We start from the raw sequence: 24242 nt of genomic DNA, 5'->3' as shown, positions 1-24242 counted from the left end.
TGCTCACCCCGCGGGGACGGTGATCACCGGGCAGTGCGCACGGTGCAGCAGCCCGTGGACGACGGAACCGACCCGCATCCCCGTGTACCCACCCCGGCCCCGACGGCCCACGACGACGGCCAGCGCGTGCTCGGCGGCGTTCGCCAGCGTCTCGACGGGGGAACCGATCAGCACCTCGTGGGTGAGTCGGACGTCGGGATACGTCTCCGCCCGGCCCGCAGTGGTCTCCGAGAGCAGGCGGCGCTCGGCTTGGAACAGCGTGTCACCGCTCTGCAGGGAGAAAACGGGAGGCTGCCACACGGCGATGGCCCGCAGCGCACAGCGCCGGAGGTCCGCTTCCTCGAATGCCCAGGCCAGGGCTGCTCGTGAGGACTCGCTTCCGTCGACGCCGACCACGAGGTAGGGCGTCACCTGCGTGACGTGCTCCGCGTCGCCCACCACGACGACCGGGCAGTGTGCCTGTGCCGTGACCGGGACGACCAGGGAGCCCGCGCTCAGGAACTCCTCGGTACGGCTGAGGTGCCGGGAGCCCAGCACGATCATGCCTGCCTCGTGTGACAGACCGCCCAGGACCCCTGCCGGGGCCCCGTCGAGGAGGGAGGAGGTGGCCTCCATGGCCGGCTGTCGGGCGTGCGCCCAGGCGAGGGCCGTACGCAGAGCGTCCGTGCCGGCCTGCCGCTGTGCCAGGTGGCGAGGAGCGGCGTCGATGTGCTGGGGGTCGTTCTGCGGTGGCACCGCGACCACCAGGCGCAGTTCCACGCCTCGCAGGTGAGCCTCGTCCACCGCCCAGGCAAGAGCCAGGTGCCAGTTCCTGACCGGATCGATGCCGACCGCGATGTCGCGTCGGGTCGTGGTGGGCGTCATGACGTGCTCCCATGTCCGGGCCCTTGCCGAGGGATGAGCTCCACGGGGCAGTGGGCGTGCTGCAGGAGGCTGAGCGTGGTCCATCCGATAGTGGGCCCGAGATAGCCGGGTGACCGTCGGCCTCCGACGACGAGCAGGTCGGCGTGGCGCGATGCCTCGACGAGAGCTCCGGGCCCACTGTGGTTCTTCTGGGCATCGGCATGCACGGTCAGGTCCGGAAACTCCTCCCGGACCCTGTCCGACACCGAGGACAGCGCGCGTACGTGATCGCGGGCGATCTCCTTGTCACCGTTGCGGAGCAGAGCCCGTGATCCGGCGGACAGCCCCACACCCCAGATGTGCAGGAGTCGTAGAGGCGCCTTGCGCAACAGGGCCTCACGGGCCGCCGCACGGGCACAGCCCACGTCGGCCTCGTCCCGGACCGCCGCCAGTACGACGCCTGCCTGGGTGGGCTCGGCGGCCCCGCGCACCACTGTCACGGGCGTGGTCGCGGCGGCCGCGACCTCAAGGCCGACCGATCCGAGCAGCAGTGACGAGAATCCGCCAAGGCCACGGTGTCCGACGACGATCGCCGTGCGTGCTGGCAGTGATCCGTCGACGCCGACGACGACCCTGCCGAGGCCGGGACGGGCCGTGGTTCCGTCCATGGTTCCACCTCACACGGTCCGAGGGACTTGATTCCACCCTGGCAGCCGGCGCCGGGCAGCCGGAGGGCCGCTGGGGCCAACGGCGGGACCAAAGGTCCCCACCCTGGCCGGCCGGATTACGGACGGGCGGTGACGGACCCGTTCGGTCCTGCCCCGGGACCGTTCGGCCCTCGCCGCCCCCGGGCGTGCGTTGGAGGCTGGTTGCACGGGACAGCACACCTTCCGGACCCCCGACAGGAGGCGCCGCGATGAAGCACATGAAGATCGGCGGTCTCATGACCGGCAACGTGATCTCCGCCGTCCCCGCGACGTCTTTCAAAGAAGTCGCGAAGCTGCTCGCCGAGCACGACATCAGCGGGGTCCCCGTGGTGGATGATGACGACCACGTCGTCGGGGTCGTCTCCGAGAGCGACCTCCTGGCCCGCCACGAGCTGACCGCACGGGAAGTGATGACCAGGCCCCCGGTCACGGTCCACGCCGAGGAGACGGTGGCTGACGCGGCGCGGCTGATGGTGCGTCGCGGAGTCGAGCGCCTGCCCGTGGTCGACGTGGAGGATCGACTGGTGGGCATCGTGACCCGCCGTGACCTGCTCTGCGTCTACCTCCGCCCGGACGCGGAGATCCGGCACCGCATCCGCGAGGAGGTTCTTACGGACGCCATGGACCTGCCCGGGGACGCCGTCGACGTGCACGTCCTCGACGGCGTGGTGACGCTCGCCGGTCGTGTCCGTCGGCGCAGCCACGCCCTGATGCTCGTCGAACTCGCCGAGCGGGTGGACGGCGTCGTCGCCGTGGTGGACCGGCTGTCCGACGAGGACGACGCAACGTCTCAGGTCCTCCACACGGACTCCGCACGACGTCTCTAGGTGACTCACCGCAGACAGGACGAAACCGTGTCTACCACCGCTCTGACCCGACCCTTCGTGACGTCGCTGATCGAAGACGCCGTCACGGCTCCCTCGATGCACAACGCACAGCCGTGGAAGTTCGTCTGCAAGGCGGGTGCCGGCGTCATCGAGGTGCACGGCGATCCGATGCGCAGCATGCCGCGCGAGGACCCCGACCACCGCGCCCTCCACCTCGGCTGCGGTGCCGCCCTGTTCGGTCTGCGGGTCGCCGCCGCGCACCGGGCACTGCATCCGATGCTACGGCTGCTGCCCTCCCCCGACGATCCCTGGCACCTCGCCGACGTACGGTTCGACGGTCCCGACGACGCCGACCGCGAACTGGGCGTGTTCCATCCCGCCCTGGCGCGGCGGCACACTATCCGCTTCCCCTTCACCGAGGAGCCGATCCCCTCCGAGGTGCTCGACGGCCTCCGTGCTGCGGCCTTGCTGGAGGGCTGCCGACTGATCGTTCCGGGAGCTTGGCATACCGACACCGTCATGGATCTCGTCCACGCCTCCGAACTGTTCGAGGCGGCGGACGAGGCCGTGCGCGCGGAGATCGCCGCCTGGACACACACCGGTGCGACCGGGGAAGGCCCCGACACCGAGGGCATCCCCTCGTACGCCTTCGGCCCACGGCAGTACGACGTGACCTCCCCCGTCAGGGACTTCGGCGCACCCGGCCAGGTGCCCGGCCGTGTGTCGGCGCGCTTCGAGAAGAAGCCGCAGCTCGCGCTGCTCGGCACGGTCGAGGACACTCCGGGGGACTGGCTGAAGGCTGGCCAGGCGATGCAACGCGTCCTTCTGCAGGCCACCCTCGACGGACTCGCCACCTCCCTCATGTCCCAGCCCCTGGAATGGCCCGAACTCCGTTCCGACGCACGCGACCCCGGCTCGACCATCGGCTTCGTCCAGATGGTGATCCGCCTGGGCTACGGCCCCCAAGGACGAGCCACACCGCGCCGGCCCGTCTCCGAGGTGCTCACCTTCGACTGAACCTGCGCTCAGAGAGCGGTTCGTGAGGTGATGTCCCTTTCCGGGTGAGGCTGGGCCAGGGATGCTGGTTGAAAGCTACAGCTCGACGCTCGGCCAGGTGGTCCTGGTAGGGCGCCGCCTGGCTGCCGTTCGGGCTGAGTCAGCGTCGGAAGCCGCGGACTCGGCGGGGGCTGCCGACCCCGGTGGGGGCGTCGTAGCCGAGGGTCGCGGGAAAGGCGCCGGCCATGCCCACGTTGATGTCCCAGAAGAAGCGGCGGTTGGCGTAGGGGTAGGAGTTGGGGCGGTCGTTGGGGCCCGGGTTGCCGGCCTGGGCGTAGATACCAGCGACCAGGGGGGCGGCGACGCTGGTGCCGCCGGCGATCAGCCAGCCCGTTTCCGGGTTGGGGCCGGGGGTGGGGGTGTGGATGGAGATGCCGGTGTCCGGGTCGGCGACGGCGGCGACGTCCGCGGTGGTGCGGGTGGTGGGGCAGATCGTGTCGGTCTGCCACGGGGGCTTGGGCTGGAACTGGGTGCAGCCGGAGCCTGAGCCGGACCAGGCGGTTTCGTACCAGGGACCGGGGCGGGTGCGCTACGGGCCCGGTACCGGGTTCGGAACCTCGGTGAGACGGGTGCCCCCGACGGCGGTGACGAACGTGGAGAGGGCGGGCCAGTTGACGACGCCACCAGTGTTGCCGGAGGACGCGACGAAGGCGATGCCGGGGAAGTCGAAGTAGGTCGGGTCGATGACCGGCTGAATGTCGTTCTCCCCGTCGCCCCAGCTCATGGAGATGAACTTCGCCGGTGGCGAGACGCTCGGCACGCCGGTGCGGGCCACGGTCACGGCGTTGAGCAGATCGCCGATGCCGTCGCTGGCGTCTTCGACGAGCACGATGTGGCAGCGGGGGCAGGACGCGCTGACTGCCTCAATGTCGATGGCGCTCTCCAGCGCCCAGCCGGCATCGACGGGCGGCTGGCTGCCGGTTGCGTAGACCTGGTCGAAGCAGCCGTTGGCGGTGGTGCACGGCGGCAGGTTGTACTGGCGGCGGTACTCGGCGATGTCGGCTTCGGCCGTGGGGTAGTGGAAGGCACTGACGATCGCCACCGTGCGGCCGCCGCCGAAGGGGAGCTGGTACGCCCTGCGGATGTCGTTGGGGGTGAGGCCGGGGGGCGTGACTCCCGGGGTCAGATTCCTCACCGGCGGCAGGTCGGTCCGGAGCAGCGACTGACAGGCGGCGCGGCCGGGTTCAGGTGGACACACCTGCATTGACTGTCCCGGATTCTCCGGCGGGACTGCGGCCGGGGCCGTGACCGGTGCCCGTTGGCTCCCGGCGTCCGCTGCCCCGGCATGCGCCGCGCCAGGGACGAGGGTCAGACCTGCCACCGAGGGCACGGCCCCCGTAGCAACCGCAGAATGCGCACGGGCCGCATGACGCTCCTTCACGATCGGATTCTCCGGTGAATCCGACCAGGCAGACTCGATGCGCTTGCTCTCCGTCGTACGCGCGGCAACCTGGCGGATTCGCCCGACATCATGGGCGCAGCACGAACGGTGAATCCGGATACTGCACCGGGCAGGGTGCCCGGTGCAGTAGCGGATTCACCTTGACGGCCCACCTTGCGACCAGGACTGAGACGGCGATTCACGACTCTTCGGGTGGTTCCGTCGTCGCCTGATGGTGTGCGTGGGGGCTGAATCCGCCTTTTCACGGTCGCTGATCTGCTGGTCCTTCCGGCCCGGTTTCCAGGCCGGTGATCCCGCGCTCGACGATGACGATCGTGCCGGCCATCGCGCCGAGGTGGACGCGTTCACCGGTCGTACCCCCCCTGGACGTCGGCCACTTCAGCGAGCAGAGCTTCCTCGCAGTACCGCCAGGCGCCGGTGCCCTTCTGACGCGCCAGCACCCAGCCGTGAACGAGGCTGCTGAGCATCCAACCGTGGCTGGTGCGCCGCCTGCTCGGCGAACTTCCCGAGGCCCGCCGCTCGGAACTCCGGGACCAACTGACGCTGGACGACGGCGAACTCGCGCGCTCGGAAGACGTCTCCCGCCGCCTGTACCTGCCCTTCCACCGAGGCGATCAGCCAGCGGGCACGTCCTGCCAGTCCCTGCGGCCCGGCCCCTGGAACGCGAGTGCCTTCAAGGTCTCCCCCATTTCTTCTCGCGCGTCGCTGCGTTCCTCGGCACCGGGCTCCGCGGAATCCCTTGCGGCGCATGAGCCGGTCGGCCCCCAAGACGGGCCCACTCGGACCCTCAGGATCGGCTCAGCCGGATGCGAAGGTGGAGACCGGCCCCCACCGAAGGAGGGCTGGCCATGTCCGAAGCAGCCCCGTACCCCGCTCCCACCACCCCGCGACCGGCACTCCTCAGTCTCCTGGGCGGCGTAGGTACGGTCACCGGAAGCAAGTTCCTCGTCGAGAGCGACCATGCCCGCATCCTCCTCGACTGCGGTCTCTTCCAGGGTTTCGCAACCCTGCGGCGCCGCAACTGGGAGCGGTTCGCCCGCGACGCCGCCGACGTCGACGCCGTGGTCGTGACCCATGCCCACCTGGACCACTGCGGCTACCTGCCCCGCCTGGTGCGACAAGGCTTCCGGGGACCCATCCTCACCAGCACCCACACCTCCCGGCTCGCCGGGATCGTGCTGCGCGACAGTGCCCGCCTCCAGATGGAGGCCGCCCGGCACGCCGACGAACACGGCTGGTCCAAGCACCGCCCGGCCAAGCCGCTCTATGACGACTCCGACGTCGAGAAGACGCTGTCGTTCTTCGACCCGGTCCCTGTCGGCACAGACGTCGAGATCATGGCCGACAACCGGCTGACGCTCCACCACGGCGGGCACATCCTCGGGTCGGCCTGGGCGCACCTCACCCTTGAGGACGGCCACACCCTCGCCGTCTCCGGAGACCTGGGACGGCCCGGACACCCGCTGCTGCTACCGCCCGAGCCGTTCTCGGGCGCCGACACGCTGCTCATGGAGTCGACGTACGGCGACCGCCGCCACGACCAGGAGTCCGCCCGGTCGGAATTCTCCGCCGTCATCACGCGCACCCTCGCTCGCAACGGCACCGTCGTCATCCCGGCCTTCGCGATCGACCGGACCGAAGTCGTCCTGCACGAACTGGGCCTGCTGCGCGACAAGAGCGTCCTACCCCGGTCGGTGCCCGTGTACGTGGACAGCCCCATGGCCCTGGCGGCCCTCGACGTCTACCGGGACGCCGTACGCGAGCGCTCGGCCGAGCTGCGGCCGGAGATCCTGGCCCGGGGCGAGGCCGCGCTGAGCCCCGAGCCGTTCCTCGCTGCCCGGACGGTCCAGGAATCCATCGACATCAACAGCACTCACGGAGCCGCCGTCATCGTCTCCTCGGCCGGCATGGCCACCGGCGGCCGCGTCCTGCACCACCTCCACCGGCTCCTCCCCGATCCACGCAACGCGGTCGTCATCGTCGGATTCGCCGCGGCCGGCACCCGGGCACGGGACCTGGTGGACGGCGCCCGGACGCTCAAGATGTTCGGCGAGTACGTGCCCGTACGGGCCGAGGTCGCCGACGTCCCCCACTTCTCGGCCCACGCCGACGCCGGACAGATCATCGACTGGCTGCGCGGCGCTCCTCCCCCGCACACCACCTACCTCGTCCACGGCGAACCGGCCGCGTCCCATGCCCTGCGCGACCGCATCGACCACGAACTGGGCTGGACGGCTGTCGTCCCCCGTTCAGGGGAGGCCGTCCTGGTCCGCTGAGACTGGGCCCTTCGGCCCCCCCGGTGTGACCCGCGCGGCCCTCCCCGTGCCCACCCACCGCGCGGAAGTCTGTGGGGAGAGGGCTGGAGGCACATCGTGAGCACCATGAGGATGTTGCTGAGCGGGCTCGCTCCGGCGGCGCGCAACCAGCTCCTGCGGCAGGCACGTCTGGTCCGGTTCACCGCGGACACGCGTATCTTCCGAGAGCAGCAGCATGCCGACCGCTTCTGGATCATCGAGGCGGGGCGGGTCGAACTGGACAAGCACGTCCCCGGTCCCGGCCACGCTCTCGTCGACACCCTGGTGTCCGGCGATCTCCTCGGCTGTTCCTGGATGAACCCCCCGTACCAGTGGCGCTTCGGCGCCACGGCCACCACCGAGGTGCACGCCCTCGAGTTCGACGGGCGGACTGTCAGGGATCTCTGCGCGCAGGACATCTCGATCCGTGAAGCGGTGTCCGCGGCCGTCGCCGCGGCGCAGGAGCGCCGACTCGTCACGTTAGGAACGAGCCATGACACCTCAGACTTTCACCGTCGCCGACGTCATGACCAAGAAGGTCGTCGCCGTCCTGCCCAGCGCGGAGTTCAAGGAGATCGTCGCCACGATGGAGCGGTGGAAGGTGACCGCCGTACCTGTGGTCGAGGGCGAGGGTCGCGTCGTCGGAGTGGTCTCCGAGGCGGACCTGCTCCTCAAGGAGGAGTTCCACGACCACCGTCCCGGCCTCGTCGAGCAGATGCGACGACTCGACGCGACCGCCAAAGCCGCCGCCGGCCGTGCCCAGGACCTGATGACCTCGCCCGCCCTCACCGTCGGCCTCGAGGCATCACTGCCGCAGGCCGCGCGTCTCATGGCCGCCCATCGTGTGAAGCGGCTGCCGGTCGTCGACACGAGCGGCACGATCCAGGGGATCGTGAGCCGCTCCGACCTCCTCAAGGTCTTCCTCCGCCCGGACGACGATCTCGCCACCGAGGTGCGCCACGACGTCATCGAGCACCTGTTCCCACTCTCCCACCGTGAGGTCGACGTCCGAGTCGACGCCGGAGTCGTCACCCTGTCCGGCGAGGTCCGCGACAGCGCGCGGATCCCGCTCGCGGCACGCCTGGCACGGACCGTCGAAGGCGTGGTGGACGTCCGGTGCGAGCTCACCGCCCAGGGACGGACGTAGCCATGTCCGGTCCTTCCGACACAGGCCACGGGGCCGCGGCGCATGCCCGAAGCATGTCTCAGGTGACCAGCACCGACCTGTACGAGGTCACGATGGCGCTCTCGTACCTGCGGGAGGGCATGCGGGCCCCGGCCACCTTCAGCCTCTTCGTCCGCGACCTCCCCCCGGGCCGCGGATTCCTCGTCACGGCGGGGCTCGAACCTGCCCTCGAATACCTGTCCCGATTCTGGGTGAGCCGCTCCGACGTCCTTGAGTTCGCCGAGGCGCTGCGTCGGCCGGTTGCGGACCTGGAACCGCTGCACGGCCTGTCGTTCGACGGCCAGGTCCGCGCCGTACCCGAAGGACGGCTCGTCCTCGCTGGGGAGCCGCTCCTGGAGGTCACTGCGCACCTGCCGCAGGCCCAGCTCGTGGAGACGTACCTGCTGTCTCTCGTCTGCCATCAGACGGCGGTCGCCTCCAAGGCGGCACGGTGTGTGCTCGCCGCCGCCGGGCGGCCCCTGGTGGACTTCTCTCTGCGCCGCAACCACGGACCCGAGGCCGGCATGCAGGCGGCTCGCCTGTGCGCCCTGGTCGGGTTCGCAGGCACCAGCAACGTCGCCGCCGCGACCCGGTACGGCATCCCTGCATCCGGCACCATGGCCCACTCATACATCGAGACCTTCACCTCGGAAGAGGACGCCTTCCGGGCGTTTGCCCGAACTCATCCGGGACCCGTGACCTTCCTGGTCGACACCTACGACACCGACCGCGGGGTCGCGACGGCCGCGCGCGTCCTGAGCGACTTGCGGCTCGGCCCGGGGTGCGGAATCCGCCTCGACAGCGGCGACCTCGGCGCGCTCGCCCGACGCGCCCGTACCGCACTCGACGCGGCGGGGCTGAGCGACGTACAGATCATCGCAAGTGGTGGCCTCGACGAGTACGCCGTCGCCGCGCTCGTGAGGGACGGGGCACCCATCGACGTCTTCGCCGTGGGGACCAAAGTCGGCACGGCCGCCGACGCGCCGTATCTGGACGCGGCGTACAAGCTGGTCGAGTACGACGGCCGGCCCGTCATGAAGCTCTCGTCGGCGAAGGTGACGGCTCCGGCCCCGAAACAGGTGTTTCGCGGCCCCGGCTTCCGCGATGTCATCGGCCTGGCGAACGAGGAGCCCCCCGAGGGCACGGAGCCATTGCTGCAGACCGTGATGCGCGGCGGGCTCCGCACGGAACGACCCGACACTCTCGCCGCAGCCCGCGCCCGATTCGATGCGGATCTCGCCGCACTGCCGGATGTGGCGCGCCGCATCGAGGACCCTGTGCCGCCGGTGTCCGTGGTGTCGAACCGGCTGTCGGCTCTGACGACCGTCGTACGAGGCCGCATCGAGGCGCGGACGCAAGCCGTGCAGTAGCACCACGGACACGCGGCGGACGCGGCGCGCCCGAAGGGGCTAGGTCGTGTCCGGAAAGTCATGGGAGCCAGAGTCGGAGGCAGGCGAGGGTGACCATGGCTTGGTAGTGGACGGCGCGTTTGTCGTAGCGGGTGGCCAGGGCCCGGTTCTGCTTGAGCCGGCTGAAACAGCGTTCGACAACGTTGCGGCGCCGGTAGGCGGTCCGGTCGAGGCGGCAGCGTGTCTCGCCGCGGCGGATGCGCCCGTTGATCTGGTCGATCCGCTCCGGGATCGTGCAGGCGATCCCGCGTCGCCTCAGGTAGGCCCGGATCTTGCGGGCCGAGTAGCCCTTGTCTGCGACCACGCGCTGGGGCCGGGTCCGGGGCCTGCCGGGCCCCGGCCGGGCGACGCGGATCCGGTCCATGACCGCCTCGAACTGGGTGCAGTCGTTGACGTTCCCGCCGGTCAGGGTGAAGGCCAGTGGCCGGCCCTGGCCGTCGCAGGCCAGGTGGATCTTGCTGGTCAGCCCGCCGCGTGATCGGCCGAGTGCCTCGCCTTCCCAGGGCCCCCTTTTCGGGCCCCGGCCGCATGCTGATGCGCGCGGACCGTGGTCGAGTCCACGCAGACGATCGACCAGTCGACGGTCCCGACGGCGTCGGAGTGCTGCTGGACGTGGGCCAGCAGCCGGTCCCAGGTGCCGTCGGCGGACCAGTGCCGGAAGCGTTCGTAGACCGTCTTCCACGGCCCGTACCGCTCGGGCAGGTCACGCCAGGCGGCCCCGGTGGACAGCTTCCAAAGGATCCCGTTGACCACCTGGCGCCGGTCCCGCACGGGCCGGCCCATACGGCCCGGCGCCAGCAACGGAGCGATCAACGCCCACGACTCATCCGTCAGTTCATGTCGACGCACCACAAACGGAGTAACGAGCCAACAACTTTACGGACACGGCCTAGCGGGCACGGCCAGTGGCCTGAGATCGAAGCCGGAGGGCGGACTCCGTCCCCGCTCGTGGGAAGAATGCCGGGATGACGTGGCTTGCGACGCCGACGGGCGCTGTCCTCGTGCTGTTCATCCTCCGGGACGTTTTCCACACGCTCTGGCACCCGACCCGTCGCGGAGGTCTGAGCAGGTTGGTGATGGTGTCCCTGTGGTGGGCTGTCCGCACGCCTCGGGGCTCGGAGGCGGCCAGCCGGTCTCGCGGGCCCGCTCGGCATGGTGACGGTCGTCGCCGCGTGGGCTCTGACGGTGGCCGTGGGGTGGGGGCTCATCTACTGGCCCCACATGCCCGAGGACTTCTCGTACACGACGGGGCTCGTCCCGTCCGAACACGCGGGCCCGCTCGACGCCCTCTACATCTCGCTGGTCACCCTGGCCACGCTCGGACTGGGCGACATCGCGTCGGCCTCCGGCTGGCTGCGCGTACTCGCCCCCATGGAGGCCCTCGTGGGCTTCGTCCTGCTGTCGGCGACCGTCGCCTGGATCCTCGGCATCTACCCAGCGCTGGCACGCCGCAGATCGCTGGCCCTGCGGCTGTCGCACGTGCGCCGCAGCAGCGCCACCGGCCAGGCCCTCGACTCCGACGGCGGCGCCGCGCTCCTGGACGGACTCGCCTCAGCCCTCTCCACCATCAAAGTCGACTTCCTTCAGTACGCCGAGTCGTACTACTTCCACGACGGGACGAGAACACGTCCCTGCCCCGGCAGATCCGCTACGCCCTCGGCCTCGCGGACCAAACCGACGGGGCGCGCCACCCGGACGTCAGGCTCTCCGCGTCGGTACTACGCAGGGCACTGGAAGACCTGGCCGTCGTGCTCGACGAGAACTTCTTGCACACGGACGGGGGACCCGAGCGGGTCTTCGCGGCCTACGCCGAGGACCACGGGCGACCCCAGCGGCCGGACGGCCCTCCCCAGGACGGCGGCAGCGCGCGATCCTGAACGTGGGGCCGCCGGTCGAACGCGTGAGAAGGTGACAAGCGATGAGGCACCGCAGCGTCGCGGATCTGATGACGCCCACGGCGATCAGCGTGGTTCGGGGCACGACGTTCAAGGAGATCGCACGGCTCCTGGACGAGTTCGACATCACCGCGGTGTGCGTGGCGGACGATTCGAACCGGCCACTGGGCGTGGTCTCGGAAGCGGACCTGGTACTCCGCCGCGCCGCCGGGGCCGGGCTCGACACCGCGGGCGCGCTCATGTCGAGTCCCGCCGTCGTCGCCCGACCCGAGTGGAGCGTGGTGCGTGCCGCCCGTGTGATGGACCGGGCCAAGGTCAAGCGCCTGCCCGTGGTCGATGACGAAGGGCAGCTCGTGGGCGTGCTGAGCCGCAGCGACCTCGTCCAGCTGTATCTGCGCAGGGACCGGGCGATCCAGGAGGAGATCGTCGAGGACGTCGTCACCCACACCCTGGGGCTGAGCCCGTCGGCCCTCTCCGTGGAGGTCGTGGACGGCCGCGTCACCCTCGGTGGCGTGGTCGGCCGCCGCAGTCTCGTTCCAGTGCTTCTCAGGCTCTGCAACAGCGTCGACGGGGTCGTGGGGGTCGTCGACCGGCTCGGGTACGAAGACGACGACGTGTCGAGGCAGTGACGATCATGGACACCCCGAACTCCTCGCATGCTCCCGTGGCGGTGACGGCCGAACTTGACAGCCGGCTGTCCCACTGGCTGTGGCTGGTGAAATGGATCCTGGTGATCCCCCACTGGATCGTGCTGTTCTTCCTCTGGATCGCCTTCATCGTCGTGACGGTGATCGCGTTCTTCGCCATCCTGTTCACCGAGCGCTTCCCGCGGGGCCTCTTCGACTTCAACCTCGGCGTCCTCCGCTGGTCCTGGCGCGTGTCGTACTACTCGTACGGCGCGCTCGGCACCGACCGGTACCCGCCTTTCAGCCTGGGGCCCGAGCCCGGGTACCCGGCCCGGCTCGACATCGCCTACCCGGAGCGGCTCTCCCGCTCGCAGGTACTGGTCAAGTGGTGGCTGCTCGCCATCCCCCACTACCTGGTGATCGCGTTCTTCACCGGCGGGATGCAGGTGCATTGGTGGAGCGGCGGCCTGATCACGCTGCTCACGCTCATCGCGGGCTTCGCGGTGGCCTTCACCGACCGGTATCCGCGCGACCTGTTCGCCCTGATCGTCGGCCTGAACCGCTGGGTCCTGCGCGTCGCCGCCTACGCGAGCCTCATGACCGACACCTACCCACCCTTCCGCCTCGACCAGGGCGGCACCGAGACAGCCAGGACCGAGCGCGCCGCCGACGGCCGCTGACGGCGCCGCCTGGCGCGCCGCAGCTCGTCCGTGCCCCACACCAGGACCGGGAACGTGGCGATGAGCAGCACGACGTCCAGAGGCAGAGCGGCTGTGCCGAAGAGGTCCTGGAGCGCGGGCACGTAGACGAGAGCGGCCGTGAACGCGAGCTCAAAAGCGATGCCGGCGAGCAACAGAGGATTCGAGAACACCCCGATGTCGCGGAGCGCGGCGTGGTCCGTGCGGGCCGCGAAGGCGGTGCCTACCTGGCAGGTGACGATGCCGGCGAAGGTGGCCGTCGTGGCCGTCACATAGGCGTGGTGCAAGGGGCTGCCCGTGCCCGTGGGATCGCCCGGCTGCCAGCCCGCGCGCCAGAGCACGTAGAAGTAGCCCACCATGACGAGGGCCGCCGACACCAGGCCCAGGTAGCCCCAGCTGCGGATGAGCATGTCGCGGGAGATCACTCCCTGGTGTCGTGGCCTGGGCGGCCGCTGCATGATTCCTGGCTCGGAGCGTTCCCGGCCTAGGGCGAGGGCGGGCAGCGTCTCGGTGCCGAGGTCGATGGCGAGAATCTGGAGCACGGTGAGGGGAAGCGGTACCGCGCCGGCGGAGAGCGCGAAGACGAGGAAGGGCACGATCTCCGGGGTCGCGTGGGCGAAGATGTAGACGATGAACTTACGTACGTTGTCGTAGACGCGGCGCCCGGATTCGACCGCGGTCACGATGGTGGCGAAGTCGTCGTCGGTGAGCACCATGGTGGCGGCCTCGCGGGCCACGTCGGTGCCGGAGCGTCCCATGGCCACCCCGATGTGCGCACGGTGCAGCGCGGGGGCGTCGTTGACCCCGTCACCTGTCATGGCGACGATCCGGCCGTGAGCCCGCAGAGTGTCGGCCACCTTGAGTTTCGTCTCGGGCGAGGAGCGGGCGAAGACGATCTCGGCGTCGCCTTCCACGAGGAGCCGGTCGAGTTCGTCGTCGCCCAGCGACTCGGAAGCCGCGACCACGTGCAGGTGGGGCACTCCGATGCCTACCTCCCGGGCGACTGCCGCGGCGGTGGCGCCCCTGTCCCCCGTCACGATGTGCACGCGTACCCCGGCCTCGTGGCAGCGGCGCACGGCCTCGGCCACCTCGGGGCGCGGCGGGTCGTACAAGCCGACGAGGCCGAGCAGTGTCAGTCCCGCCTCGGCGTCCTGACGGCGTGACGGCGGCTCCGCGCCCGGTGGCAGGTCGCGTGCGGCGACGGCCAGGACCCGCGTGCCGCCCTGGGCGAGTTCATCCGCCGCCGAGCGGGCGGCGTCCGTGGCAGAGCCGGGACGGACGCGAGCCAGGACCGCCTCGGGCGCCCCCTTGGCGACGATCCGCAAGCCGCCCGTCGCCTCGTCGTCCTGCACGACCGACATCAACCGCAGCCGCGGATCGAAGCGGAACAGTCTGCGCCGTGCCGCCTCGCGCCGGCCGACGTCCACCGGGACCCCGTGGTCGGCAGCCCCTGTGACGAGGGCGGCCTCGGTCGGATCACCGTGCAGCTCACCGTCGTCATCGCGGGTGACGGTGGTGCACAGGGCGCTCGCCCGCACCAGCTCCTGCGCCCAAGGTCCGGGTTCAGCGCCGTGTCCCGCGGTCCAGAGCGCTCTCAGACGCATGCGGTTGCGTGTCAGCGTGCCGGTCTTGTCCGTACAGATGACGTTCGTGGAGCCGAGCGTCTCCACGGCGCTGAGCCGTTTCACCAAGGCGCCCTCGCGGGCCAGCGCGCGGACACCGACGGCAAGGGCCAGCGTGATCGTCGGAAGCAGCCCCTCCGGGACGTTGGCGACGAGGAGCCCGATGGCGAACATGAGAGAGTCGGTCACCGGCAGTCCGACGGCCACGCCCAGAACCAGGAACACGGCCCCCATGCCGGTTGCGACGCCGGCGATGAGCCAGGCGACCTTCTTGACCTGTCGTTCCAACGGACTCGCCTCGCGCCGGGTCCGCTGGCTGAGGGCGGCGATCCGGCCGAGCTCGGTGTGGTCGCCGGTGGCGAACACGACGGCCCGAGCCTGTCCCTCGACGCAGGTCGTCCCGCTGAAGACGAGGTTCGGCTCCTCCAGCAACGGGGCGCCGAGGAGTCCGGCCGCAGCCATGCGCTCGGCGGGGACGGACTCCCCCGTGAGCATCGACAGATCGACTTCCACTCCGCCCTCGGTGACGCGCGCGTCGGCCGGAACCTTGTCGCCCTCTTCCAGGACGATCACATCGCCCGGCACCAGATCGCGAGCCTCCACGGTGAGCGGCCGTCCGTCGCGTACGGCGAGAGCGTGCTCGGGCAGATAACGCGCGAGGGTCTCCACCGCCCGCTCGGCCTGGCGTTCCTGAAGCAGCGCGAAGGCCGCGTTGATGCCGATGACCGCGAGGATCGCCCAGCCGAGCACCCCGAGACCCGCTACGAAGGCCAGTGCGGCGGCGGCCCAGAGCAGCAGGGCGAGGGGGTGGACCAGCTGCCCGACCAGCTCCCGCGCGAAGGAGGAGCGGGCCTTGCGTCGCACCTCGTTGGGCCCGTGAACGGCGAGCCGGCGGGCCGCCTCGCGAGCGGACAACCCGTCCGGTCCGGTGGCCAGTTCCCGGCGCAGTCTGGACAGGGGCTCACTGGGGTCGAAGGGCAGCGCCGGGGCAGGGGTGGTGCTCGGCTCCGCTGCAGTTCGGCCGCTGGCGCGGTCAGTCATCGTCGCCCCCGGCATCACTGCCCCGGTGCAGGCGGCCGGACCACAGGGGTTCCACCTGCTCCCACTCTCGTTCCCAGGCGTCGAGCCGGTGACCTTCGCTGCGCCGCCGTAGGAGGAAGACCGCGCCGGCTCCCGTCACCCCGACGGCTCCCGCCGCCGCGGTACCGCCCGAGAGGGAGGTGAATGCTCGGTCCGCAACGCTGCCCGGGGGCCGGGTAGGGGACCCTGCGTCGTCCACCCAGATCGTCACGATGCGGCCCGGGGGCGTTCTCGGCGGGACATGGATCGTCCCGGAGCGGCGGACATGCTCCGGCTGTTCCCACACCGCTGGTGCGAGGGCCTGTGGCTTCGTGCCGTGTCTGGCGGCGACAGGTGCTTCCTTGGCTGGTCCGGTGATGGTCGCCTTCACCTGATGACGGTGGGCGGCGAGTTCGCGATCGGTCCTGGCTCCGGTGTTCCACAGTATTCCGCCAGCCACGGCGCCACAGACCAGGGCAATGATCAGGACGAGGACAAAGGCGGCATGCCCGCGGGATCCTTTCGCCGGCGGGGCGGCACCGCTACTCGAAGACTCCTGGTGAGACATGCCGCACCTCCCGTCGGGTGTGGCTGGCCAAAGGATCGGCGACACCGCTCAGGGGCTGCCGAGTTCCGTTCCGATGTGGCGGGCCCATGCCCCGGATGCGTTCCGCATTGCGGAAGTCGCCGTCGGCGTTGCGCTGGGCTCAGCGCCGCATCATGCCAGTCCAGTGCCCCGCTCAGGGGCTCCGCCGAGGACGACGGCGTCGAAGCCGTCGTCCGGATCGTCTTGCCGATCTCTTCGGCGATCCCGGCGGTCGCGCCGGCCTTGATGCCGTAGGCGACCAGGACTCGCTTGGGGTTCACGACGTGGCTCCTTCGGGCGGGGTGCCGCCTCGCTTCACCGGGATGGTGCGTGCGACGCTGCTCTCCTCCTCGGGCATCGGGACGCGGATGGTGAGGATGCCGTCCGCGTACGACGCCTCGACGTCGTCGGCCGGGATCGTGGCCGGCAGACGCACGGTCCGGCGGAACGATCCGTAGCGGAACTCCGAGTGCTCCTTGTCCTCTGTGCTCTCGCTGTGCTCGGCACTCACCGTGATGAGGTTGTCGTCTACGGTGATGGTGAAGTCGTCCGGGTCCATCCCGGGCAGCTCGGCCCGCAGCACGTACCCGCCGGCGCCGCTCGACACCTCCACAGGAATGGAGTGAGCAGCCGTCGCGGGCCGCCACCCGGGCAGCCCCGGGAACTCCCGGTTGAACCAGTCGTTGAAGTCGGGGAAGAGGCTGTGCCTGCGTTCCACCTTGCCTCCGGCCATTGTTCTGCTCCTCATTCCGGGGGCCCAGGACGGTCGTCATGGACCCGAGTCGGTACGGACGGGCGGTGGACCGGGTTACGGGGCCGGTCCGACTCCGTAACCCAATCGTCCGCCCGCGGGGTCAGATGGCACAGCGTCCAAGGGGGCTGTCCGACGGGGCCGAACGGGCTTCCCTTGGACCGACCGGCCCATCGCGCCACGGCTCCGGTGCTGTCAGCGGCAGATCTCCTCGACGAACTGGCCCACCCGTTCCTCCGGAAGGTGCCGGGCCAGGTCCGCCTCGCTGATCATGCCGACCAGGCGGTGGTCGTCGATCACGGGCACGCGGCGGACACGGTGGTCCTGCATCGTGCGGAGCACCTGCTCGCTGTCGGCGTCCACGTCCACGGTGACCGGCTTGCCCTGAGCAAGGTGTCCGGCCGTCATGTGGTGGGGGTCCTTGCCCTTGGCGAGGCACTTCACCACGATGTCCCGGTCGGTGATGATGCCGTGCAGCCGGTTGTCCGGCCCGCAGATGGGCAGGGCGCCGACATCCAGTTCGCTCATGCGCCGCGCGGCGTCCATCAGGGTTTCGTTCTCCTGCACACAGCTGGCACCGGTGTGCATGATTTCCCTTGCGGTCGTCATGGCCGCGGCCTCCTTTCAGGCCCCCCTACTCACGATCCCGCCGATTCGTCGTCGCTTCAGAGGAAGAGCGTCGACACCCTGACGGTGTGTACCGGGCGCAGGGGACGCCGGTTCAGTCCCTCTGCGGGCGGCTGGTGCTTCGTGCGGCGACCGCGCAGCGTGCCTGTGGCCGTCTGTAGATCGAGGTTGGCCGACGGCCCTGGATTCCGGGCGTCTCGGTGCCGTGTCCTCCTGGGCATGGTCACTCCTCCCTTCGTCCGGCGCCACGGCGAGGGATCGAGAACCCCGCGAAGCGTTCCGCGAAGTCCTTGGCGAGGACGAACGGTGCGACGCGTCGTGTCGGCTCCATGACATCCTCCGCGGCTCTCTGGAGTCCTCAGTACGGGATCGGTCGGCCGGACGGGGTGCGCAGATCAAGGGGGATCGGCCTGCGGGGCTGCCGGGGCCGGGGGCTGATCCGGATGCGCTGCATGGTGCTCACCTCTCCGGGGAACCGGCGGACGGACCGGGGTCGTCCTCTCGCCCCACCGTCCCGCGCGGAGGCCGTGGCGCTCCAGTGCCGAGCGGGTCATCGGGCCGGGGCCGGCCGGTCGTGCGGGAACGGGACGGGTCGGCCCATGCCGGGTCGCCGGTCCGCCCCTCGCGCAGGGGGAGGGGGACGGTGATCACCGGACACATGGCGCGGTGAAGCAGGCCGTGGACCGTCGAACCCAGCCGCATGCCAGAGTAGCCGCCGCGGCCTCTGCGGCCGACGACCAGGGCGAGGGACTCCTGGGACGCCAGGGCGAGTTGCTCGACCGGGTGTCCTCGAACGACCTGTTGGGAGATGGCGAGGTCCGGATACCTCTGCGCCCACCCCGCAACCGACTCGGCCAGCAGCCGACGGCGCTCGGCCAGGCCTCCGGCCACGTCCTCGTGGGCGAGGACGGAAGGGGGCCATACCCAGACGGCGCGCAGTCGTGCCTCGCGCAGGCTCGTCTCCTCGACGGCGAAGTCGACCGCGGCCCGTGAGGACTCGCTTCCGTCCACGCCGACGACGAGGGTCGGTGGGTGCACGGCGTGTTCGGGTACGCGGACCACGACGACGGGGCATTCGGCCCTCGCGGCGAGCGGGACGACCACGGAGCCCTCGCTGAACACTTCGGCCGCCCGGCCGAGACGGCGCGAGCCGACGACGACGAGCGCGGCGTGCGCCGCCAGGTCGCGGAGCACGGTCGCCGGCACGCCGTTCACGCGTTCCGTCGCGATCCGCAGACCGCCGTGGAGTTCCCGTACGAGGTCCTCCGCGTTGTCGATCGCCGACTCCGCGTGGCGTCGCAGGGCGCTCTGGTGGGCAAGCGCGTCGTACCGAACCCTGTCGTGGGCGGGCGGTACGACGACGACCAGGCGAAGCGCCAGTCCTCTTCGTTCGGCCTCGGCAGCGGCCCAGACGAGAGCCGGGATCGACTGCTCCCGGGGGTCGATTCCGAGCAGTATCTCGTTCACGTCTCCTCGACCCGTGTGGCGAAAGCCGGTGGAACGATCTCCACCGGGCAATGGGCGTGGTGGAGCAGGACATGGGCGACGCGCCCCAGGGACGGACCGGCGCCCAGAACCCGGTGTTCCCTGCCCATCACGAGCAGATCGGTGTGGGCAGTCGCCTCCACCAGGATCCCGGGCGTGCTCGTGCCCGTCTCCACGTGATGGCTGACGTTGAGCCCGGGATAGAAGTCACGCACACGGTCGGCGAGCGCCTTGATCTCGTGCACGCGCTCCCGCGCGATCTCGTCGAGGTCGTCCAGCATCGTCGCGACGCTGCCGACATGAGTGAGCACGTTCCACACGCTCACCAGTCGCAACACCGCCTTGCGGGCATCCGCCTCGGCAGCCGCGACGAGCAGCCAGCCGATATCCGAGGCCCCGTGCACGGCTGCCGTCACCGAGCCCGACTCGGGGCGGTCGCCCTCACCACGGACGACGATCACCGGCACCTCGGCGCGGGCTGCCACGCCCAGACCCACGGAGCCGAGCATGAGCGCGGAGAATCCGCCGAGGCCCCGGTTGCCCACCACGATCGTTCCCCGGTGGCCGGCGGCCGCCCGAAGACCGGCGACCGCCTCCTGGCGGCTCAGTTCCCTCGTGACGGAAAGGTCCGGAAAGCGCTCCTGGACCGTGCTCGCGGTCTCGATCAGCAGCTCGCGGCCCGCTTCCCGTACCGCCTGGATCGTCTCGGCATTGGCGAAGAGGGCCCGGCGGTCGGTGTCGGCAGCGTGGACGAGATGCAAGGAACTCCCCCGGCGGTCCGCCACTGCGGCAGCCCAGAGAACAGCAGTGCGCCCGGAAGGGGACCCGTCGACTCCCACGACGACGTTGCCGAGCTCCGGTCGAACGGGGATCTCGCTGGTCATGGTTCCTCCTCCCGGTTACGCCCGGCGCTCGGGAGCACGTCCCAGGGGGCGACACCTCCCACGCTGACACCGTGGCGGGCCTCTTCGGGATGGGCCGTTCGGCCCCGATCGAGACCTGACCGGCCCTGCCGCCGGGAGGCACGGGACCATCAGTCTGAAGCTCGGGATGTCCCGTCCGATCCGGACCACGCACGGAACGGAGCGGGCACGGCTGAGGAGGCACGCCATGACGGCCCAGGTCACCGTCGGTCTGGACGGCTCGAAGGAAAGCCTCGCCGCCGTGGGTTGGGCGGCGACGGCAGCGGTGTTGCGCCAAGTGCCCCTCCGGCTGGTGCACGTGGAGGAGTGGCCGAACACCCCTGAGGTGCCCCCGCCGTATGCCCGCACCCTGGCCGAGCGGGCCGAGAGTCTCTTGCAGGACGAGGCGGACCGCGTGCGGAAGGACCATCCCGGACTCGAGGTGCTCACGGAGCGTGCGGGAGGCCGGGCAGCCGACGAGCTGACGGCCGCCGCGAACGAGGCGGACCTGACGGTGCTGGGATCGCGTGGGCTCGGTGGCGTCCGCGGCTTCGTCGTCGGCTCGGTCTCCCTGACTGTCGTCGGCTCGGCGCGTCGGCCGGTCGTCCTCGTGCGCGCGGAGGGCGCCCCCGCAACTTCCGAGGGCGACATCGTGGTCGGCGTCGACATCTACCACCCATGCGAGGCCCTGCTCGCGTTCTCGTTCAATGAAGCCGCCCGCAGGGGCACGCCGCTGCGGTTCCTGCACAGCTGGACGCTTCCCGCCTCGTACGGCTACGCGGCCGTCGTGGACCCGGGGATCGGCGAGGAGCTGGGCGGCCACCTCCTCGGGGGTCTGGACGACCTGCTGGAACCGTGGCAGAAGCGGTACGCGGGGGTGGACGCGGCGGCCATGACGATGGTAGGCCCGCCTGCGTACCAGCTGGTCGAGGCGGCACAGAACGCGCAACTCGTCATCGTGGGACGGCGGAGCAGGAAGGTCCCCATCGGCCCCCATCTCGGCCATGTCGCCCACGCAGTCATCCACCACAGCCCCGCGCCGGTCGCCGTCGTCCCCCTGATGTGAGCGCACGGCGACGGCTGTGCCGTCGCCATGGCGGGGAGGGACGCCATCCCGCAACTGACGAACCAACACTCGTGATCACCGTGCGTAGCGGGTCCCTCCAAGGCTCGGCCTACGTGGACCGCAACTCGCGAGCCCGGGCGCGGAAGACGCGCCAGCGTCGCTCGTTGTCGTGGACCAGCATCGCCGACTCCGTCATCAGATCCGCCGCCCGGTCCAGCAGTTCGGAGGCGGAATAGAGGTAGGACGGGGCCGTCCGATCGCTGCTCAGGTCGGCCCGCAGCGCCGCCGGGGCGAAATCGACGCGGGCCAGGAGGTCGAGGGCGCGTCGCAGCAGCCGTGCGACCAGGGCCTGCAGGCCCGCCGACTGCCAGTCGTCGGCGATGATCCGGTGCCGCTCCCCGAGTAGGTCGGCCAGCGCCGGATACGCAGCCAAGCCGCCCGCCATCTCCCACGCCTGCTCCATCGCCCCGGCCAGCCAGGCACCCGTCTGCTCAAGGTCATCCGCCAGCAGCCCCACCTCACGCCTCAGTCTCTGCAGTTCGGGCGGCTCGCCCTCCCCCTCCATGAAGAGAATCCCCGATTCCGCGACGAGCCCGGGGGCATTCAGGTCCTCGGCGCCGGCGAACACGATCGGCGGCGCCTGCTCGCTCGCGCCGATCACGCTCCACCGGTCGGCCAGCGCCTTCAGCGCCCGAGACCGCGCCTGCAGCTCGCCGGCCTGCCGCAACGGCGCCTGTGCGTAGTACTCCTCATGCTCGCGATGGAACCGCGCGAGATTGTCGATCAACTGCAACAGCGACTCAGGGGGGCTGAGCTGCGCCTCGTCCTCGGCCATGTCGGCAGTGTGCACCAGGGGACGCGCCGGCGGGCATCCAGGCACGCCCGCCGCAGCGGACTCGAGCCCGCCCGACGCTCAGAGGTCACGTACGGGACGGCCCTTGGTCAGCAGAGCCGGACGGAGTGCCCGGCGCGCCCGGCACCCGGATACGGCGGCCGGTCACCCGGCGCGGCGAGAGCATCACGAGGGTGTCACGCCCGTCCCCGGCCCACGGCTCCGGGCGGCCGACGTCCGTGATCCTCTGTACCGTCGCCTCGTCCGACACCTCGCGTACCGAACCGACGAGGAGCACGCTCCAGCCCTGGCTGAACGCTTCGTCCAGGCGGTCCTCCTCGAAGGCGACCTCCGCGCCGGACGCCGAAGCGTGCGCGAGGGACGAGTCAGCGGCGGTCATGAAGACGATCTCCCCGTCGACGACTCGGTAGTTCACAGGGAAGACCGCCAGGCCGTCCCGTCCCTCGATGGCTACCCGGCCGACGCCATGGCCGTCGAGCAGCTCCCAGCACTCGGCCTCGCCGATCTCCTCCATCCGTGCCCGGTCCCCGGCCGGGGCTCCTCCGGGCGCGAGGTCCGCCCTGTACCCGGTGAGATCCGGGACAGTGGTCTCCAGGGCGTTCGCGAGCCGGACCAGGAACTCGATCCCCGGGGTCGGCACCCGCTCCTCGACGTAGGCTATGAAGCCGGGTGCAGAACCGACCCGTTCGGCCAATTCCTCCCGGGACAGGCCGAGTTGCGTGCGCCGTGCCGCGATGCGGCGGCCCAGGTCGCTGGTGACGTGCGGCGCGTGGCGGTCATCGGCCGTGTTCATCACGGTCTCCTTCCACGGGCTCCGGATTCCGTTGGGGTACGACGGCGACCGGACACGAGGCGTGGTGCAGGGCGCGGTGGGCGACCCTGCCGAGTTCCAGGCCGACGAGCCTGTCCCTGCGTCGTGCCCCGACGACCAGCAGGTCGGCGGCGGCGGAGCGCTCGGTCAGCACTCGGTGGGCGGGGCCCTCGGCCGTGGTCCTGCGCAGGCGCACCCCGGGGTGTTCGAGCACGGCGGCTTCAACGGCCTTGTCGAGCAGCCCTGAGGCCCGTTCCGCGAAGTAGGCGCCCCCGTCGCCGCTCAGCAGCGGGTGATCGACCGATTCATGGGCCGGCCGTCGCCAGGTGCGGACAACGTCGAGTTCGGCGTCCCGGACCGCCGCCTCACGGAAGGCGAACCGGACGGCCGGCGAGTCGACGTCGTGTTCTCCGACGCCGAGCAGGACGCGCGCGTGACGTGCCTCGAGGGCCTCTCGGTCTCCACGGACGACGACGACCGGGCAGTGGGCCCGGGCGGCCACGACGAGGCTCACGGATCCGAGCAGAAGGTCGGCGAACTCACCGCGCCCTCGAGACCCGACGACGAGGATCGAACCCTCCCGCCCCTCCCTGAGCAGCCCGGTGGAGGCGCCCTCAGCGAGGACATCCGTGGTGACAGGGAGGTCGGGTGCACGGCGCCGGGCGCGTTCGGCCGCAATGCCGACGATGTTCTCGGCGAGAACCTGGCCCGAGGGCCGGTCCAAGGCCCAGGTCGGGACGACTCCTTCGTACCGCTCCCACATCGAGGCATGGACGATCCGGAGGGAAAGCCCGTGCCGAGCCGCTTCGTCGACGCCCCAGTCCAAAGCCGTGAGACTGGGGTCGGACCCGTCGACTCCTACCACCAGGGGCGATTCCATCGTGCCCACCGCCTTCCGGGTCGGGTGGTGGCCTGCTGCCACGCTCGCACCGGGCTGCGGGCGCCGGATAGGGCCGGTCGGTCCCGGGCGCGGTCCGCCCGGGCCACGCCCGGGACCGAGACACGACGGGAGGAGGGGCCCATCCGCTTCTCGCGGATCCTGATCGCGCGGTGCGCGGCTCGAAGCCGCTTCCCCGCGTCCCTGGGGCGGGCCCCTCCTCACTTTCAGGAAAGCGCCGGTGGCCGGTTCGTGCCAGAGCCGCCCGGGTCCGGCAGTACCCCTTTCGGCCCTTGCCGCCGCCCGGTCGGTGTCGTCAGTCAGGGGACCTGCTCAAGGGCTACCTGCGCTCCGACGCCGAAGTCGCCGAGGACGTGCCCAAAAAACCCTCGCGCTCCTGATCCCTGAAGGCGACGCCGCACTCACCGTACGTGTTCCGTCGGAAAGTGCTGGACCCGCGCGTCCGGGCCCGGGAACACCAGAGTGACCCGGCCCGTGTCCGACCATCGGACGTCGAAGGGGGGAGTTCCGTCGGCGTGGTGCAGCCCGACGATCTCACCGTCACGCCCCTCGTCCCCGACCGTGGCACCACCCACGATCAACCGGTCGCCGATGTGAGCCCACAACCCGGCGCGTCGCTTCTCCTGCCCTCGCCGTGTTCCGGTCGCCGTCATTGTTCTC

The 24242-nt window shown here is 70.7% G+C and carries 20 protein-coding genes and 5 pseudogenes; 10 read left to right on the top strand and 15 right to left on the bottom strand.

Going from position 1 to position 24242, the window contains the following annotated elements:
* Positions 1-3 precede the first annotated feature (3 nt).
* Positions 4-864, bottom strand: coding sequence for a universal stress protein (locus R2D22_RS34200; protein WP_318109077.1), 861 nt, complete (start codon positions 862-864; stop codon positions 4-6).
* Positions 861-1511 (bottom strand): universal stress protein, encoded by a 651-nt coding sequence (locus tag R2D22_RS34195; RefSeq protein WP_318109075.1) that lies wholly within the window; start codon positions 1509-1511, stop codon positions 861-863. Before R2D22_RS34195 ends, R2D22_RS34200 begins: the two co-directional genes overlap by 4 nt.
* A 248-nt stretch (positions 1512-1759) precedes the next feature.
* On the opposite strand from R2D22_RS34195, the gene R2D22_RS34190 reads away from it, so the two are divergent.
* On the top strand, positions 1760-2377 hold the full coding sequence (locus R2D22_RS34190; protein WP_318109074.1) for a CBS domain-containing protein: 618 nt from the start codon (positions 1760-1762) through the stop codon (positions 2375-2377).
* A 27-nt stretch (positions 2378-2404) separates the two neighbouring features.
* Complete coding sequence (locus R2D22_RS34185) at positions 2405-3394, top strand: Acg family FMN-binding oxidoreductase (protein ID WP_318109072.1); 990 nt, start codon at positions 2405-2407, stop codon at positions 3392-3394.
* 568 nt (positions 3395-3962) lie between these two features.
* Here R2D22_RS34185 and R2D22_RS34180 read toward each other — a convergent pair.
* Together R2D22_RS34180 and R2D22_RS34175 are read right to left on the bottom strand one after the other, a co-directional pair.
* Positions 3963-4568, bottom strand: coding sequence for a S8/S53 family peptidase (locus tag R2D22_RS34180; RefSeq protein WP_318109071.1), 606 nt, complete (start codon positions 4566-4568; stop codon positions 3963-3965).
* Between the two features lie 541 nt (positions 4569-5109).
* A pseudogene (locus R2D22_RS34175) lies at positions 5110-5320 on the bottom strand (glycosyl hydrolase family 65 protein); the annotation flags it as partial.
* Between the two features lie 363 nt (positions 5321-5683).
* Here R2D22_RS34175 and R2D22_RS34170 point away from each other — a divergent pair.
* From R2D22_RS34170 to R2D22_RS34160, 4 genes and pseudogenes are all read left to right on the top strand, one after another.
* Positions 5684-7111: an MBL fold metallo-hydrolase RNA specificity domain-containing protein gene (locus R2D22_RS34170; RefSeq protein WP_318109070.1), complete on the top strand. Its 1428-nt coding sequence runs from the start codon at positions 5684-5686 to the stop codon at positions 7109-7111.
* Positions 7112-7216: 105 nt separating this feature from the next.
* Positions 7217-7534 (top strand): annotated as a pseudogene (locus R2D22_RS36170) (cyclic nucleotide-binding domain-containing protein); the annotation flags it as partial.
* 88 nt (positions 7535-7622) lie between these two features.
* Entirely contained in the window at positions 7623-8276 is a 654-nt protein-coding gene (locus R2D22_RS34165) for a CBS domain-containing protein (RefSeq protein WP_318109069.1), read from the top strand.
* 53 nt (positions 8277-8329) lie between these two features.
* Entirely contained in the window at positions 8330-9664 is a 1335-nt protein-coding gene (locus tag R2D22_RS34160) for a nicotinate phosphoribosyltransferase (RefSeq protein ID WP_318109068.1), read from the top strand.
* 58 nt (positions 9665-9722) lie between these two features.
* On the opposite strand, the pseudogene R2D22_RS34155 reads toward R2D22_RS34160, so the two are convergent.
* A pseudogene (locus tag R2D22_RS34155) lies at positions 9723-10555 on the bottom strand (IS5 family transposase).
* A 300-nt stretch (positions 10556-10855) separates the two neighbouring features.
* Here R2D22_RS34155 and R2D22_RS34150 point away from each other — a divergent pair.
* The 3 genes and pseudogenes from R2D22_RS34150 to R2D22_RS34140 all read left to right on the top strand — a co-directional run.
* Positions 10856-11059 (top strand): annotated as a pseudogene (locus R2D22_RS34150) (two pore domain potassium channel family protein); the annotation flags it as partial.
* A 562-nt stretch (positions 11060-11621) separates the two neighbouring features.
* A complete protein-coding gene (locus R2D22_RS34145; RefSeq protein WP_318109067.1) occupies positions 11622-12227 on the top strand; it encodes a CBS domain-containing protein in 606 nt (201 codons plus the stop codon).
* 5 nt (positions 12228-12232) lie between these two features.
* Positions 12233-12904, top strand: a complete 672-nt coding sequence (locus tag R2D22_RS34140; RefSeq protein ID WP_318109065.1) for a DUF4389 domain-containing protein — start codon at positions 12233-12235, stop codon at positions 12902-12904.
* Here R2D22_RS34140 and R2D22_RS34135 read toward each other — a convergent pair.
* From R2D22_RS34135 to R2D22_RS34115, 6 genes are all read right to left on the bottom strand, one after another.
* Positions 12832-15585 carry a cation-translocating P-type ATPase gene (locus tag R2D22_RS34135; RefSeq protein ID WP_318109064.1) on the bottom strand — a complete coding sequence of 918 codons (2754 nt, stop codon included), beginning with the start codon at positions 15583-15585 and terminating at the stop codon, positions 12832-12834. The two genes, R2D22_RS34140 and R2D22_RS34135, sit on opposite strands and share 73 nt — an antisense overlap.
* The gene (locus tag R2D22_RS36195; RefSeq protein WP_475638842.1) at positions 15578-16171 is read right to left on the bottom strand and encodes an Rv1733c family protein; all 594 of its coding nucleotides are present in this window, start codon (positions 16169-16171) and stop codon (positions 15578-15580) included. The genes R2D22_RS34135 and R2D22_RS36195 overlap by 8 nt, the downstream gene beginning before the upstream one ends.
* Positions 16172-16466: 295 nt before the next feature.
* A complete protein-coding gene (locus R2D22_RS34130) occupies positions 16467-16922 on the bottom strand; it encodes an Hsp20/alpha crystallin family protein (RefSeq protein WP_318109062.1) in 456 nt (151 codons plus the stop codon).
* Positions 16923-17135: 213 nt separating this feature from the next.
* Positions 17136-17549: a CBS domain-containing protein gene (locus tag R2D22_RS34125; protein ID WP_318109060.1), complete on the bottom strand. Its 414-nt coding sequence runs from the start codon at positions 17547-17549 to the stop codon at positions 17136-17138.
* A gap of 477 nt (positions 17550-18026) precedes the next feature.
* Complete coding sequence (locus R2D22_RS34120; RefSeq protein WP_318109059.1) at positions 18027-19034, bottom strand: universal stress protein; 1008 nt, start codon at positions 19032-19034, stop codon at positions 18027-18029.
* On the bottom strand, positions 19031-19936 hold the full coding sequence (locus R2D22_RS34115) for a universal stress protein (protein WP_318109058.1): 906 nt from the start codon (positions 19934-19936) through the stop codon (positions 19031-19033). Before R2D22_RS34115 ends, R2D22_RS34120 begins: the two co-directional genes overlap by 4 nt.
* A gap of 226 nt (positions 19937-20162) precedes the next feature.
* Between R2D22_RS34115 and R2D22_RS34110 the strand changes: the two genes are divergently transcribed.
* The gene (locus tag R2D22_RS34110; RefSeq protein WP_318109055.1) at positions 20163-21020 is read left to right on the top strand and encodes a universal stress protein; all 858 of its coding nucleotides are present in this window, start codon (positions 20163-20165) and stop codon (positions 21018-21020) included.
* A gap of 109 nt (positions 21021-21129) precedes the next feature.
* Here R2D22_RS34110 and R2D22_RS34105 read toward each other — a convergent pair whose 3' ends face one another.
* The 4 genes and pseudogenes from R2D22_RS34105 to R2D22_RS34090 all read right to left on the bottom strand — a co-directional run.
* Positions 21130-21855, bottom strand: a complete 726-nt coding sequence (locus tag R2D22_RS34105; RefSeq protein ID WP_318109053.1) for a hypothetical protein — start codon at positions 21853-21855, stop codon at positions 21130-21132.
* An 85-nt stretch (positions 21856-21940) separates the two neighbouring features.
* On the bottom strand, positions 21941-22666 hold the full coding sequence (locus tag R2D22_RS34100) for a helix-turn-helix domain-containing protein (RefSeq protein WP_318109052.1): 726 nt from the start codon (positions 22664-22666) through the stop codon (positions 21941-21943).
* Complete coding sequence (locus R2D22_RS34095; RefSeq protein WP_318109051.1) at positions 22650-23564, bottom strand: universal stress protein; 915 nt, start codon at positions 23562-23564, stop codon at positions 22650-22652. The genes R2D22_RS34100 and R2D22_RS34095 overlap by 17 nt, the downstream gene beginning before the upstream one ends.
* 443 nt (positions 23565-24007) lie before the next feature.
* Positions 24008-24187, bottom strand: a pseudogene (locus R2D22_RS34090) (DUF1918 domain-containing protein); the annotation flags it as partial.
* Positions 24188-24242: the final 55 nt, after the last annotated feature.

It is taken from the genome of Streptomyces sp. HUAS YS2 (assembly GCF_033343995.1).
GTDB lineage: Bacteria > Actinomycetota > Actinomycetes > Streptomycetales > Streptomycetaceae > Streptomyces > Streptomyces solicathayae.
Note: the sequence above shows the minus strand (reverse complement) of the source record. Positions and strands in the feature narration are given on the sequence as shown.